Source organism: Alteromonas sp. 4NH20-0056 (assembly GCF_057539655.1).
Window position 1 is genome coordinate 445,521 of the sequence record NZ_BAAJLS010000002.1, and the last position, 13,885, is coordinate 459,405.

General features: G+C 46.4%; 12 protein-coding genes. All 12 read left to right on the forward strand.

Features of this window, described 5'->3' with window-relative positions:
• The first annotated feature begins 118 nt into the window (after positions 1 to 118).
• The 12 genes from gltB to AC27EZ_RS05540 all read left to right on the forward strand — a co-directional run bounded on the left by gltB (position 119) and on the right by AC27EZ_RS05540 (position 13,827).
• Complete coding sequence (gene gltB, locus AC27EZ_RS05485) at positions 119 to 4,585, forward strand: glutamate synthase large subunit (protein ID WP_487134359.1); 4,467 nt, start codon at positions 119 to 121, stop codon at positions 4,583 to 4,585.
• Between the two features lie 14 nt (positions 4,586 to 4,599).
• Positions 4,600 to 6,015 carry an FAD-dependent oxidoreductase gene (locus AC27EZ_RS05490; RefSeq protein ID WP_487134360.1) on the forward strand — a complete coding sequence of 472 codons (1,416 nt, stop codon included), beginning with the start codon at positions 4,600 to 4,602 and terminating at the stop codon, positions 6,013 to 6,015.
• Positions 6,016 to 6,235: 220 nt separating this feature from the next.
• Positions 6,236 to 6,673 (forward strand): hypothetical protein, encoded by a 438-nt coding sequence (locus AC27EZ_RS05495; protein ID WP_487134361.1) that lies wholly within the window; start codon positions 6,236 to 6,238, stop codon positions 6,671 to 6,673.
• Between the two features lie 232 nt (positions 6,674 to 6,905).
• Positions 6,906 to 7,493 carry a DUF2726 domain-containing protein gene (locus tag AC27EZ_RS05500; protein ID WP_487134362.1) on the forward strand — a complete coding sequence of 196 codons (588 nt, stop codon included), beginning with the start codon at positions 6,906 to 6,908 and terminating at the stop codon, positions 7,491 to 7,493.
• A 230-nt stretch (positions 7,494 to 7,723) separates the two neighbouring features.
• Positions 7,724 to 8,422 carry a 5'-methylthioadenosine/adenosylhomocysteine nucleosidase gene (locus tag AC27EZ_RS05505; protein WP_487134363.1) on the forward strand — a complete coding sequence of 233 codons (699 nt, stop codon included), beginning with the start codon at positions 7,724 to 7,726 and terminating at the stop codon, positions 8,420 to 8,422.
• Positions 8,423 to 8,428: 6 nt separating this feature from the next.
• Complete coding sequence (locus AC27EZ_RS05510; protein WP_487134364.1) at positions 8,429 to 9,397, forward strand: cobalamin biosynthesis protein CobD/CbiB; 969 nt, start codon at positions 8,429 to 8,431, stop codon at positions 9,395 to 9,397.
• A 1-nt stretch (position 9,398) separates the two neighbouring features.
• A complete protein-coding gene (locus AC27EZ_RS05515; RefSeq protein ID WP_487134365.1) occupies positions 9,399 to 10,241 on the forward strand; it encodes a helical backbone metal receptor in 843 nt (280 codons plus the stop codon).
• Positions 10,242 to 10,282: 41 nt separating this feature from the next.
• Positions 10,283 to 10,687: a rhodanese-like domain-containing protein gene (locus AC27EZ_RS05520; protein ID WP_487134366.1), complete on the forward strand. Its 405-nt coding sequence runs from the start codon at positions 10,283 to 10,285 to the stop codon at positions 10,685 to 10,687.
• Between the two features lie 101 nt (positions 10,688 to 10,788).
• Positions 10,789 to 11,193 carry a DUF2721 domain-containing protein gene (locus tag AC27EZ_RS05525; RefSeq protein ID WP_487134367.1) on the forward strand — a complete coding sequence of 135 codons (405 nt, stop codon included), beginning with the start codon at positions 10,789 to 10,791 and terminating at the stop codon, positions 11,191 to 11,193.
• Entirely contained in the window at positions 11,171 to 11,755 is a 585-nt protein-coding gene (locus AC27EZ_RS05530; RefSeq protein ID WP_487134368.1) for a GNAT family N-acetyltransferase, read from the forward strand. Before AC27EZ_RS05525 ends, AC27EZ_RS05530 begins: the two co-directional genes overlap by 23 nt.
• Positions 11,752 to 13,089, forward strand: coding sequence for an NAD(P)/FAD-dependent oxidoreductase (locus tag AC27EZ_RS05535; protein WP_487134369.1), 1,338 nt, complete (start codon positions 11,752 to 11,754; stop codon positions 13,087 to 13,089). The genes AC27EZ_RS05530 and AC27EZ_RS05535 overlap by 4 nt, the downstream gene beginning before the upstream one ends.
• Positions 13,090 to 13,269: 180 nt before the next feature.
• A complete protein-coding gene (locus AC27EZ_RS05540) occupies positions 13,270 to 13,827 on the forward strand; it encodes an acyloxyacyl hydrolase (protein ID WP_487134370.1) in 558 nt (185 codons plus the stop codon).
• Positions 13,828 to 13,885 lie beyond the last annotated feature (58 nt).

Below are 13,885 nucleotides of genomic sequence, written 5' to 3' on the forward strand. Positions count from 1 at the left end.
ATCGGGTAATACTGCCTGACAATAAAAGACGTCTGAACAATGTTGTGATACGCAATACCTAGGCGCATCTACACGCAACACATACCTTGCCCAGTCAAAAGGTTGAAGGAGTTAAGAGATGAGTTTATACAATCCCAACGATTCCCGGGATAACTGTGGGTTTGGTTTAATCGCCCACACTCAAGGGGAAGCCAGTCACGAATTGGTAGAAACTGCAATACACGGTCTTGACCGCATGCAGCACCGAGGCGGCATTGCAGCCGATGGAAAAACAGGTGATGGGTGTGGCCTACTGCTACAAAAACCCGACGCATTCTTTCATACTATTGCCGAAGAAAATGGCTGGAAGCTCAGCAAAAAATACGGCGTAGGGATGATTTTCTTAAGTCAGGACCCTGAACGTGCTCAAATCGCTCGCGACGTACTAAACGAAGAGTTAGAAAAAGAAACCCTCTCTGTGGTCGGCTGGCGCGAAGTGCCTGTTGACGTATCGGTACTGGGTGAACTTGCACTAACCGGTGTACCACAAATAGAGCAAGTATTTGTTAATGCGCCCGCGGGTTGGCGTAAACGCGACCTTGAACGCCGACTATATATGATTCGACGTCGTGCGGAAAAACGCTTAGAAGCTGATCCTGATTTTTATGTAGCGTGTTTATCTGGCTTGGTAACCATTTATAAAGGCTTGGTCATGCCGAAAGACCTGCCAGCCTTTTACCTTGATCTTGCTGACGAACGCATGAAAAGCGCAATCTGCGTATTCCATCAGCGCTTCTCGACTAACACGTTACCGCGCTGGCCGCTGGCGCAGCCTTTCCGTTTTCTTGCGCACAACGGAGAAATTAATACCATCAAGGGTAACCGTGATTGGGCAATGGCGCGTGCCGCCAAGTTCTCTACACCGCTCATTCCAGATTTAAAAGATGCAGCGCCGTTCGTTAACACCGAAGGCTCTGACTCATCGTCTCTTGATAACATGCTGGAGCTGTTTTTAGCTGGTGGAATGGATTTATTTCGCGCAATGCGCTTACTTGTCCCACCTGCGTATCAGAATAACAAGACCATGGATAGCGATCTACGTGCATTTTACGAGTTTAACTCGATGCATATGGAACCGTGGGATGGGCCAGCTGGTATCGTATTAACAAACGGACGCCACGTGGCATGTAACCTAGACAGAAATGGGTTGCGTCCGGCGCGTTACGTGATCACCAAAAATGGGTTTATCACCCTTGCCTCTGAAGTGGGTATTTGGGACTACAGCGAAACCGACGTTATCGAAAAAGGACGTGTGGGGCCGGGTGAAATGCTTGCGGTTGACACCTACACAGGCAAGATCTGGCGCTCTAACGAAATTGATGATGACTTAAAAGCACGTCACCCTTATAAAGAATGGCTCGACAAGCACATACGTCATCTCACGCCTATCGAAGAACTTGATGCATCGCTTATCGGCAAACGCGTGTTTGATGATGACGCCATGGCGGTTTATCACAAGCTACATGCCTACAGCTACGAAGAAATACAGCAAGTGGTCAAGGTTCTAGCCAAAGACGGTCAAGAAGCGGTTGGTTCAATGGGCGACGACACGCCAATGGCAGTAATGTCATCGCGCCAGCGTACTATTTATGACTACTTCCGTCAGCAATTTGCTCAGGTTACAAACCCGCCTATTGACCCCTTACGTGAAAATCACGTGATGTCATTAGCAACCTGTATTGGTCGAGAACAAAACGTATTCAGTGAAACGTCAGGTTACGCTGACCGCGTATTGTTCGACTCACCAATACTGATGTATACCGACCTGAAACAGCTACGTGAATTCAACCCTGACAACTACTACTCAGAGGTTGTTGAGCTTCAATACCAACCTCAAGAAGGTTTGAAGAAAGCGATAGAGCGGATTTGTAACGAAGTAGAAATGCTCGTGAAAAACAAACGGGCTGCGTTTGTGATTCTTTCAGACCGAAACATTAAACAGAATCGTTTAGTGATCCCTGCAGCTATGGCTGTCGGTGCAGTTCAGCGTCGTCTTGTTGAAAAGTCTTTACGTTGCGATGCGAACGTGGTTGTCGAAACGGCAAGCGCACGTGACCCGCACCATTTTGCCGTGCTTATTGGGCTTGGTGCGACAGCGGTTTACCCTTTCCTTGCGTATGAAACTATTGAGCAATTGTGTGAAAAAGGTGAACTTGATATTTCAGCTATGCAAGCCACATTGAACTATCGTAAAGGCATAAACAAAGGCTTGTATAAAATTATGTCCAAAATGGGCATAAGCACCGTTGCCAGCTACCGTAGCTCAAAACTGTTTGAAGCCGTAGGCGTGAACAGTGAAGTGATGGAGCTATGCTTTAAAGGCGTTACTTCTCGAATTCAGGGCGCTGGCTTTGATGACTTCCACCAAGACCACATTAATTTAAACCGTATCGCGTGGCTCAAGCGTAAGCCGCTTTCCCACGGCGGTTTGTTGAAGTATGTCCACGATGGTGAGTATCATGCATATAACCCTGATGTAGTCACAACGTTACAAAAAGCGGTGGTAAGCGGGCAATACACTGACTATCAGGCGTACGCCACACTGGTTAACGAACGAGCGCCAGCGCACATCCGCGACTTACTTGCGTTAAACCCAGACTGTGACCCTATTGATGTAAGCGACGTAGAGCCTGCAGAAAGCTTGTTCCCACGCTTTGATACCGCAGCGATGTCAATCGGCGCACTTAGCCCCGAAGCACATGAGGCACTCGCCATTGCAATGAACCGCTTAGGTGGTCAGTCTAATTCGGGTGAAGGTGGTGAACATCCATCACGTTTTGGTACCGAAAAGAACTCGAAAATCAAGCAGGTTGCGTCAGGCCGCTTCGGTGTAACACCGCACTATTTAGTTAATGCGAGTGTGATACAGATTAAAGTTGCCCAGGGTGCGAAACCTGGTGAAGGTGGTCAGCTCCCTGGTGACAAGGTTAATAAGTACATTGCACAACTTCGATTCTCAGTGCCAGGGGTAACGCTTATATCTCCACCGCCACATCACGATATTTACTCTATCGAAGATTTGGCTCAGCTTATTTTCGACCTTAAACAAGTTAATCCAACGGCGCTTATCTCAGTAAAACTGGTATCAGAGCCGGGTGTGGGCACTATCGCGACTGGTGTTGCCAAAGCGTATGCCGACCTTATCACTATTTCTGGATATGACGGCGGCACGGGTGCAAGCCCGCTTACGTCAGTTAAATATGCTGGCAGCCCATTTGAGTTAGGCTTATCGGAAACCCAGCAAGCGCTTATTGAGAATGGCTTACGTCATAAAGTGCGCGTGCAAACCGATGGCGGCTTAAAAACAGGTTTAGATGTTGTTAAAGCCGGTATTTTAGGTGCAGAAAGCTTTGGTTTCGGAACAGGACCAATGGTGGCGCTTGGGTGTAAATACTTGCGTATTTGCCACTTGAACAACTGTGCAACCGGTGTAGCAACGCAAGACCAAAAGCTTCGTGACGACCACTTTATTGGCTTACCAGAAATGGTAATGAACTACTTTAAGTTCATTGCACAAGAAGTACGTGAAATCATGGCATCAATTGGTATCGCTAAGTTTGATGATTTAGTAGGTCGCACTGAATTGTTGAAAGTATTAGACGGCATTACCGCAAAACAGAATCGCTTAGATTTATCGCCGTTGTTAGTTCGGCCTGAAGCGGGCGAACACACACGTTTGTTCTGCTCTCAGACAACGAATGAGCCTATCGATAAAGGCGAACTTAATGCGCAAATGCTTAAAGATGCCCAGCAAGCGGTGGTAGAAACGAAGTCTATTTCTCTGAAATATAACATCCGAAATACGGATCGTTCTGTCGGTGCGCTATTGTCTGGCGAAATTGCCAAGCACCACGGTAACCAAGACTTCGAAGATACGCCTATTAGAATAGACCTCACAGGAACGGCAGGCCAAAGCTTTGGTGTCTGGAACGCCGGCGGTTTGCACATGCACCTAACGGGCGATGCAAACGACTATGTGGGTAAAGGCATGACAGGCGGTAAGCTGGTTATTCACCCTCCTAGAGGTATTGAATACGACGCGCATGACAGTGCCATTATGGGTAATACCTGCTTATACGGCGCAACAGGCGGTAAGCTTCTAGCGGCGGGCCGCGCAGGCGAACGTTTTGGTGTTAGAAACTCAGGCGCAATTGCCGTGGTTGAAGGTATTGGTGATAACGGTTGTGAATACATGACTGGCGGTATCATTGCGGTCCTTGGCCCGGTTGGCGTGAACTTCGGCGCGGGCATGACAGGTGGTTTTGCTTATCTTATGGATGACAATGATGACCTTGATAACCGTGTTAATGCTGAATTGGTAGACATTATGTCTATTGAAGATAAGGCAATCCTTGCCGAACACCTACGTGGTTTAATTAATCAGCACTACGAAGAAACCGGAAGCGAACATTCGTTATCGCTACTTACCGATTTCAACGCGACGCTGAAACGCTTTAAGCTTATTAAGCCAAAAACCAGCGATGTGAAGAACTTGCTTGGTCACATCAGCCGTTCTAGCGCTGAATTACGCATTCAAGCGCAGTAGGGGGAGTTAAGTTAATGGCAAAGAACGTATACCAGTTTGTCGATGTTGAACGTATCGATCCGCCTAAAAAGCCGATCATGGTGCGTAAAGAAGAGTTCGGCGAAATTTATCAACCGCTAACCCAATCACAAACCGAAGGCCAGGCAGATCGCTGTCTGGACTGCGGAAACCCTTATTGTGAATGGAAATGCCCGGTACATAACTATATTCCTCAATGGCTAAGTCTGGCTAATGAGGGAAGAATATTAGAGGCAGCCGAGCTGTCTCATAAAACCAACAGCCTTCCTGAGGTCTGTGGCCGAGTGTGTCCACAAGACCGATTATGTGAAGGCGCATGCACCCTAAATGACGATTTCGGTGCGGTAACTATCGGAAGCATTGAAAAATATATTACCGATACCGCCTTTAAGATGGGTTGGCGCCCTGATATGTCTGATGTGGTTTGGACAGACAAAAAAGTGGCTATTGTTGGCGCAGGCCCAGCTGGGTTAGCGTGCGCTGATATTCTTGTCCGTAATGGCGTAAAACCCGTTGTTTTTGATAAGTATGAAGAGATAGGCGGCCTACTGACGTTCGGTATCCCGTCATTCAAACTTGAAAAAGACGTCATTAAACTACGCCGTGAAATCTTCACCGACATGGGTGTGGAGTTTATTCTTAACACCGAAATTGGCAAAGATATCGCGTTTGAAACCTTGCTTAAAGATTACGATGCTGTGTTCTTAGGTATGGGGACATACAAGTCGATGAAAGGTGGGTTCGACAACGAGCATGTGCACGGCGTGCATGAAGCGTTACCATTTCTAATTGCTAACACCAATCGTGTTATGGGCTTGGAGAAAGATGAAGCCGACTACATCGACATGAAAGGCAAACGCGTAGTGGTACTAGGTGGTGGTGATACCACGATGGACTGTGTCCGTACTTCTATTCGCCAGGGTGCTGCTCAGGTTACTTGTGCTTATCGTCGTGATGAAGAAAGCATGCCTGGTTCACGCCGTGAAGTCGTTAACGCAAAAGAAGAGGGTGTAGAGTTTCAGTTCAACTTACAACCCATTGATATTGCCGTTGATGAAAATGGTAATGCATGTGGCGTAAGGCTAATTAAAACTGAAATGGGGCCACCTGATGCAAACGGCCGTCGACGTCCGGTTGAAATTGAAGGCTCTGAACACGTTCTTGAAGCCGATGCCGTTATTATCGCATTCGGTTTTCAACCAAGCCCATCACCATGGTTCGGTGAGTTTGGCATTATGCTTGATGAAAAAGGTCGAGTACGCGCTCCTCGTGGCGGTAAATTTGCTTACCAAACGTCAAACCCGCAAATTTTTGCAGGTGGAGACATGGTGAGAGGAAGTGACCTAGTCGTTACTGCCATTGATGAAGGTCGTAAAGCCGCGGAAGGCATTATGGATTATATCGGCGCATAACAACACGTTGCGTTATTTAATAAGAAGCTCGCGGCATAAATGTCAGCGAGCTTTTTTTGTTTTTCGCACTTACCGACAATGCGCCATATACTCGACACTTCCTATTCATACCTATATTCAGTTGCTCTGTGACGCAAAGCTATCTACTATCATGGTATGCGTAAGCGGTCCGGCGGTTATCATAAAATCAACCGTTAAAGTATGTGGTGAGGCTTTAAAGATGAATTTCAACAACCTAACAACTATTGGTTCCAGTGCAGGCCAGCAAATAAAACGCATGGTGACATGGGGTGCATGTGCAATGGCTTGCTCAGGGCTCCTAGTGACGCATGCGCTTGCCGATACCTCAAACACAGCATCATCGCCTGACATTTCATCATGCCCTAGCGCTTTTCATCAGGTAGTCATTGCAAGTAACGCCACCCAATGCCAGGCCTTTAACGAAGGGCTACCTGCCAGCTTAGTTTACTTTACAAAAAACTCAGCAGGCGAAACCATCCGCTACTACCAAGACAACATTCCTAACGCGCATGTTCATACCCCCATTAATTCACGTGTTTTGATAGTTTCTTCAGATAATACGTATCGTGTTGTGGTGTCGCCCGACAATAATGGCGCGCAAGTCGATATACTGGTAATGAAAGACCCTGCCGAATAAGTCTCCCCCTCATAATCAGAGCACCCCATTATTGGCAGTACGTTTTGTTTCGCTTTACCCTATCTTTTTGCTAAGCGCCTGTGCCAACGCTTGTAATTAAAGGGCTCTACGCTATTTTGTTTCCCCATTGCAAAAGTGGCACTTGCCTTGCAATTTCATCAATGAACCAATAGGTATCAACGAAAACGTCATTTTTATGACGCTCAATAGTGTTTGATGAGTGAGGATTACGATGGAATTGGCAATTATTTTAATGATGTTACTTATCGTAGTGGCATTAGGTGCCATTAAGTTATCAGACGGTGGCGTGGCATTCCCATTTCGCCGAAAAGCGCAGCTTTTCACACCGGCCGAGCATACGTTTCTCAACCTAATTGAACAGGCAATGGGAAGAGAGTTTCGCATTATCTGTCGCGTAAAATTAAGCGATGTGGTGTCGGTACGACAAACCACAAATAAAAAAACAGCCAGTCAGGCTATTTCAAGAGCATCATCTCGACAACTTGATTTTGTACTTGTAGACAAAGAGGACATGAGCCCTGTATTAGCCATTGACCTTGTTCATAACCAAGGTAAAGACGGCTACAAGGCACAAAAAGATTGGTTTGTTTCTGGCGCTTTAGACGCTGCGGGCGTTCCTCATGCGCGTATTAAAGTGAAATCAGGATACAGCGTCGATGACATTCGTGAGTGTATTGAGAATAAATTGATCCCTTATCGTCGCTTGCAACAGAAGATGGCACAGTTACCTACGCACAATCCCACTACGCCTAAAAGACCAACGCGACCGCTACGCTCAAGTCGCCCAGCGGCGGCATAAAACGCGTAGCCATCTTACAAAGACGCACCATTTCCCCCGCCTTTGTCGCTCTCCACCCCCGCGACAAAGGCATTTTCCTATCAGTTTTTCCCTATTCCTTATACAATTAGCTCACTTAGCGTAAACGAGCCATTATACGGCCTGTATTGTTATTTTGGTTTACCGCCTTGCTGGCACATTGCCTATGGCGAGATTAGCGCTCACCCCGTATTTATTTTGATGGTATCACTATGAAAAAAATTGGCATTTTAGGCGCAATGGATGAAGAAGTCGCATTGCTAAAAGCATCGTTATCTAATGTTGTAGAAACAACGTGGAATCACCTGACCTTTTTTGAAGGCCAATTACACGGTATCGACGTCGTACTCGTAAAATGCGGTATAGGTAAAGTGGCCTCGGCACTTGCTACTACCGCGTTGATTGAAAAGTTTTCACCCGATGCCGTGGTTAATACTGGCTCTGCTGGCGGGTTCGACAAAGACCTAAACATTGGTGATGTTGTTATTGCAACGCATGTTATTCATCATGATGCCGACCTTACGCATTTTGGCTACGCACTAGGCCAGTGTGCCGGTATGCCCAAAGACTTCCGATGCGATAGCGCATTAATTGAGGCTGCACAATCTGCAACAACCTCCATTGAGGGTGTACAATCTCGCCAAGGGTTGATTTGTACCGGTGATGCGTTTATTGGTAGCGATGAGGCCGTGGCGGAACTACGTCAAAAGTTTCAGGATATGAAAGCAGTAGAAATGGAAGGCGCTGCCATAGGACAAACCTGCCACATGCTCAATGTACCGTTTCTCGTGGTCCGCTCTCTTTCAGATATTGCTGGAAAAACCTCGACGGTCAGCTTTAAAGAATATCTAGAAACTGCTGCAAAACACTCTGCCCAATTGGTTATGGCGATGATTAAACACATCGCCTAACGCAGCGTGGACGCTTTTTTTAACGACGCAGGGTACCAGTCATTACTGGTACTGTGGCTTGCGATTGCGGTTGACGCCATATGGCTGTGGCCGCACAAAAGCCACCCGCTTACGCTTATGCGCTATCTCATTTTAAGGATGGGACAACGCGTCGTACCCAGTTCACAATATGCGCCGATGCAACACTATATTTCCGGCAGCCTTGCTGCCGCAGTGTTACTGCTCCCCCTCATTGCCTGTCTTGCACTGCTCGTCCAGATGGCAGAATACCCCATCTTCTTCGAAGCCGTTATCGTCATTGCGATGCTAGATTTCCGTTATCAGCGACAGCAATTTAAACGGGTTACCGCCAATACAGGGAGAGGCAAGAAAGTGCTTACACGAGAAACACTGTCGACTATCGTTGCACGTGATTGCGATATACTGTCAGATGTAGGCGCTGCAAAAGCAGCAATCGAGGCATTGTGGCTCAAGTTTTTGTATCTTTATTGCGGTGTCATTTTCTATTTTCTTATTGCCGGCCCAATAGGCGCACTAACCTACCGTCTGTTGTTACTCACCGCGTGGCAGTGGCACCCTCAACTACCGGGCTTTTCACTCTTTAGCAAACCAATACGGGTTATCGTAAATATACTCTTATTGCCTCCCGCGTTTCTCGGGGCATGTAGCACGCTTATCATTACCAATCCAATTGCCGGGATAAGAGCAATAAAGCACAGTAAGGCAAGAGATAAAACCTCACTATTACTTGCGTTATTTGGCGGCATTCATGGCTTCCAGTTAGGCGGCCCTGCTATTTACAGTGGAAAAAAAGTAAGGCATGCCCGTGTGGGGGGAAAACGTGAAGTCCGCCATTCAGACATGCTTAGAAGTAAGCGCACCATTTACAGCGCAATGACGGTAGTTGCGGCGTTCGCTAGCCTATGTTTATTCGGCATAGCGGTATCCACTCAATCACTTGGTGACTTTTTATAACATGATGACGTTAACCTCAAAATGGCTTCAGGGTATAGCTGCATTCTTCCTATTGGCCTTTTCATTAAACGCCCATGCCGCGCCACAAAATGATGGTACGCTGCGTATCGTAAGCCTCGCGCCTCATTTGACAGAGTGGGTATACAGTTTACATTTAGAGCGCCATCTTGTCGCAGTAAGCGCCTTCAGTGATTACCCAGAACAAGCTAAGTCACTTCCTCGCGTGGCTGACTATCAAGGCGCAGATATTGCCAGAATAATGGCATTGTCCCCCACCCTTATTTTGGCGTGGGAAGGGGGCAATAAGCCAAGTGATATAAACAAACTCGAACAAATGGGGTATCGGGTATTTAAAAGCAACATCAATGAACTTTTTGATATTTCAAAAGAGCTGAAAGCGTTAGGACAAATAACCGAGCGGGAAGACATAGCCCAAACGTTGGCGAGTAACTTTGAGCAGCAAATAGTGACGCTCGAGAACAGTTACAAGCGCACTGCACGCATCCCTGTTTTTTACTACTCGTGGACAGCACCGCTTATGTCAATTGGCCCTCACGCTTGGCCTAATAAACTGCTTAATATCTGCGGTGCACAAACACTACTTAAAGATAGCCCTGTTGATTACCCGCAAGTATCTATCAAGGAAGTCCTTTTACGACAACCAAAAATACTCGTTGCCGCGAGCAAATCGTCGTCAAAGGAACTCAATACATTTTGGGCGCCTCACGCAGATTTTATCGATGCGCCTGTGATTACTGTTAACCCTGATATTACAAGCCGGTATACGCTACGCTTGGCTGATGAACTAAAAACGCTATGTGAGGGTATAAACCACCGATTTTAGCGAGTATACTTAAATGAAAACAACGGACGGGAAAAAATAAGATGCGGATAGTTACAGCAGTTTTTTTTGTGTCTATCGCAATCGCCATTTTTGCTTCTCTCCAATACACCGCTAAAGCAACCACTCAGCCATCAATTCAGCCCTCACCCTACCTAATTGAACGGGTAAAAAACAACGACTGGATGTTAATTGATGTGCGCTCTCCTGAAGAGTTCGCTGAAGGCCATATCCCTGGCGCTGTCAATATGCCTTACGACGCGATAGACGGTTATATTAGTGAACTTGAAGGGAACAAAGAGAAGCCTGTTATTGTTTACTGCCGCTCGGGGCGACGTGCCAAATTAGCAATGAAAGTATTAAAGGCGCTCGATTTTTCTGAAGTTATGCATTTAGAGGGTGATATGCTCGGGTGGAGTGCGGCAGGCCTGCCTGTTGACCGTATGTAAACACGCGCTCAACACAACGCGTCAATTCCTAACAAGACAATTCAACGTGCTATTGATACACTCAGAAACATCGACGAGGCGACAGACCTTTTTATCCCGCTATGACAATTGATATCGCAACGCCAGCCATGCTTTTTCCAGCTATATCGCTATTGCTGTTGGCCTATACCAATCGGTTTTTAACGCTCGCTACGCTTATTCGTAACTTCTCAAAAGAAGAACGAGACGATAATACTGTGGCACAAATCAAAAATCTAAGGCTACGTATTCAGCTTATTAAGCGGATGCAAATAGCCGGTGTGGGCAGCTTTTTCCTTTGCGTCGTATCGATGCTGACTATCTACCTTAACTATCAAAACGTAGGAAACTGGATATTCGCGGCAAGCCTCGTATCACTGCTCTATTCGTTATGGATGTCGGTACGAGAGATACTTATTTCTGTTGAAGCCTTAGATTTTCATTTAGAAGGAATGAAGCAACAGCATGACCACGATAACCTCAAGTGACATCACCTACACGCCACTAACCCGAGCACATTTCAATCAGGTTATTGCACTTGGGAATGACGTTCACGGCGAAAATTACTTAACCCCGTCTTTGTTAGAAGCCATTTATCAAAAGGGTTGGCATAAGGACATCAACGCAAGCTTTGTTGCCCTTTACCAAGGCAATGTGGTGGGTTTTCGTCTTACGTATGCGCACAGCCAATGGCAACGTGATAGTTGGTGTACACCGTCTAAATGGCCGGTTGCAGAGTCCCATGTTTGCTATTTCAAATGCAATACCGTATCGCCCCACATGCAGGGTACAGGTATAGGTAGTGCTCTACTACGTCTGTCTATTCAGCAGGCTAAGTTACAGGGTGCAGAAGCAGGCCTTGCACACATATGGCTAGCCAGCCCAGGAAACAGTGCTTTTAAATACTTCTCTAAAAACGGCGGCGTACTTATCAATAAACACCCGGGGAAATGGCGTCATGCGTCTATTTATGAAGGATATGACTGCCCTGTTTGTGTTGATTATTGCGAATGTGAAGGCGCTGAAATGATGTTGACGTTTACCTCATGAATACCAGTGAGATATACGACCCATTAGTGAGTAATGGTGTAACCCCTACACACTCATCTCCGCCCTCTTATTGGCATGCCACTCATACACCCACACACTATGCGCCACTTGCCGGCGGGATATCTACAGACTACCTCGTGATAGGAGGTGGCTATACCGGGCTAAGCGCAGCAGTTACGCTCTCTGAGCAACAAAAAGATGTGGTGGTCATAGACAGTAATACCCTAGGTTTTGGCTGCGCTGGACGAAACGGCGGCTTTATATTAAGCGGTAGCGGCCGATTATCGCTTAGCGCGATAGCTGAAAAATGGGGCGCCACCGTTGCTGATGGCATGCATAGCGAATTTACCGAAGCCGTTTCGTTGTTAGAGAACAGAATAAACCGCTATGCCATGCAGGTAGATTATACCTCTGGCGACTATATAAAAATTGGCCACACCGCCAAAGCTGCAAAAGGACTCTTTAGTGCTGCCAATGCTCAGCGTGACCGCTATGGCGACACACTTGAAAACGTAACTCAGAATGCATTGAGTAAACGTCTAACTGTTGCAGGCTCTCACGGTGCGGTTATTCAGCCGGGTGCGTGCTTGCACCCTTTAAAGCTGGCCGACGAATATGCTCGCATCGCGTCGCAGTTAGGGGCATCACTGTATTACAACAGCCCCGCTCTCGATATTACTGAGTTTGGTAATTGGTTCAAGGTAACCACGCCAGGAGGTGAAATAAACACACGCCATATTCTTATTGCGTCAAATGCCTATACGCCAAAAACCTTTCATTCTCTTGTAGACAAACGTCAGTTCCCTGTCCAATCAAGCATCATGGTCACCGACCCTTTGACTGAAGAACAACAGCACGCAACAGGTTTGTGTAGACCGATGAGTTTCATGGATACGCGCATGATGAAGTATTACTACCGCGTACTACCCGACGGTCGGTTATTGTTTGGTGGGCGCGGTGCCGTGACAGGCAAAAATGCTAACAATACGAATGAAAGAAAACGGCTGTACATGGCAATGGTAGAAAGTTTCCCTGCATTGAATGGTATTGGCATGCCATACTTTTGGAGTGGTTGGGTAAGTGTCGCGTTAGATAGTTTGCCACGTGTCTACGTGGACGGTAACAATCGTATGGGATATGCGATGGGATACTGTGGTTCGGGTGTGTCATTTGCAGCACAAGCAGGAAAACGGCTTGCTCAGCGCATGTTGGGTGAACAAGTCGATCAGAGCCTGCCTATTTTTTCTTCGCCTTTACCTCGGTATCCATTTCCCGTCATAAGAAGAGTAGCGCTTCATGCCTTGTATAAATGGGCGAAGATAAGCAATAACTGATACCACCACCTTTACGTTTTGTGCATTTAGCAAAGTAGACGGTAACGCGTTAGTTCACTTCCTTCTCTACTACCTTGCCTCTTATTCTTTTTTTCGATTAATTTAATAGAATTTATCAAATTTAGTTATATTGAATTAACACCATAACTGCTTACTCCAATTTAAAAAGTAGCAGTGAAAATGAAACAAACACTAATAGCGATAGTACTAACCGCGGTAATAAGCCTGTTAACGGTAAATACCGCATTAGCGAGTCCAACTTACAAGCAAGCAGTGGCCGTTGACATTCTTATAGGCGCTGACGATATAACAGGTGTACGATTGGCGTATAGACCCTATTCACACAACATAACTACTATCCCCTTTTTTGATGGTGTGGAGATATATTGGGAGTTTAGCGTAAATTTTTGGGAGTACGGTGCAGACAATAACCATGAAACAAACTTTGTGTTTGCGCTGTCGCCTGTTATTAGCAAAACCTTTTACCATGTAGACGGCCGATACCCGTTGAAATGGGAAGCAGGCATTGGCGTTTCACTTGTTGAAGACACGCGCTTCGCAGGAAAAGACATTGGTTCACATTATCAATTTGAAGACCGACTTGGATTAACGTTAGCATTTGGCCACGAGTTGCGACAGTCTACCTCTGTGCGATACATGCATTACTCTAACGGTGGACTTAATAGTAAAAACCCCGGCGTAGACTTTTTAAATCTCGCGTACGCTTATCGGTTTTAATGTAGATAACGTTGTTCGACTTTAATCATCGTTGTGTAAATAACGAAACGTCATATTC

Bases quoted from the DNA above. Each gene is read 5' to 3' on its own strand.
- gltB (WP_487134359.1), top strand. From the start codon at position 119: ATGAGTTTATACAATCCCAACGATTCCCGGGATAACTGTGGGTTTGGT.
- AC27EZ_RS05490 (WP_487134360.1), top strand. From the start codon at position 4,600: ATGGCAAAGAACGTATACCAGTTTGTCGATGTTGAACGTATCGATCCG.
- AC27EZ_RS05495 (WP_487134361.1), top strand. From the start codon at position 6,236: ATGAATTTCAACAACCTAACAACTATTGGTTCCAGTGCAGGCCAGCAA.
- AC27EZ_RS05500 (WP_487134362.1), top strand. From the start codon at position 6,906: ATGGAATTGGCAATTATTTTAATGATGTTACTTATCGTAGTGGCATTA.
- AC27EZ_RS05505 (WP_487134363.1), top strand. From the start codon at position 7,724: ATGAAAAAAATTGGCATTTTAGGCGCAATGGATGAAGAAGTCGCATTG.
- AC27EZ_RS05515 (WP_487134365.1), top strand. From the start codon at position 9,399: ATGATGACGTTAACCTCAAAATGGCTTCAGGGTATAGCTGCATTCTTC.
- AC27EZ_RS05520 (WP_487134366.1), top strand. From the start codon at position 10,283: ATGCGGATAGTTACAGCAGTTTTTTTTGTGTCTATCGCAATCGCCATT.
- AC27EZ_RS05525 (WP_487134367.1), top strand. From the start codon at position 10,789: ATGACAATTGATATCGCAACGCCAGCCATGCTTTTTCCAGCTATATCG.
- AC27EZ_RS05530 (WP_487134368.1), top strand. From the start codon at position 11,171: ATGACCACGATAACCTCAAGTGACATCACCTACACGCCACTAACCCGA.
- AC27EZ_RS05535 (WP_487134369.1), top strand. From the start codon at position 11,752: ATGAATACCAGTGAGATATACGACCCATTAGTGAGTAATGGTGTAACC.
- AC27EZ_RS05540 (WP_487134370.1), top strand. From the start codon at position 13,270: ATGAAACAAACACTAATAGCGATAGTACTAACCGCGGTAATAAGCCTG.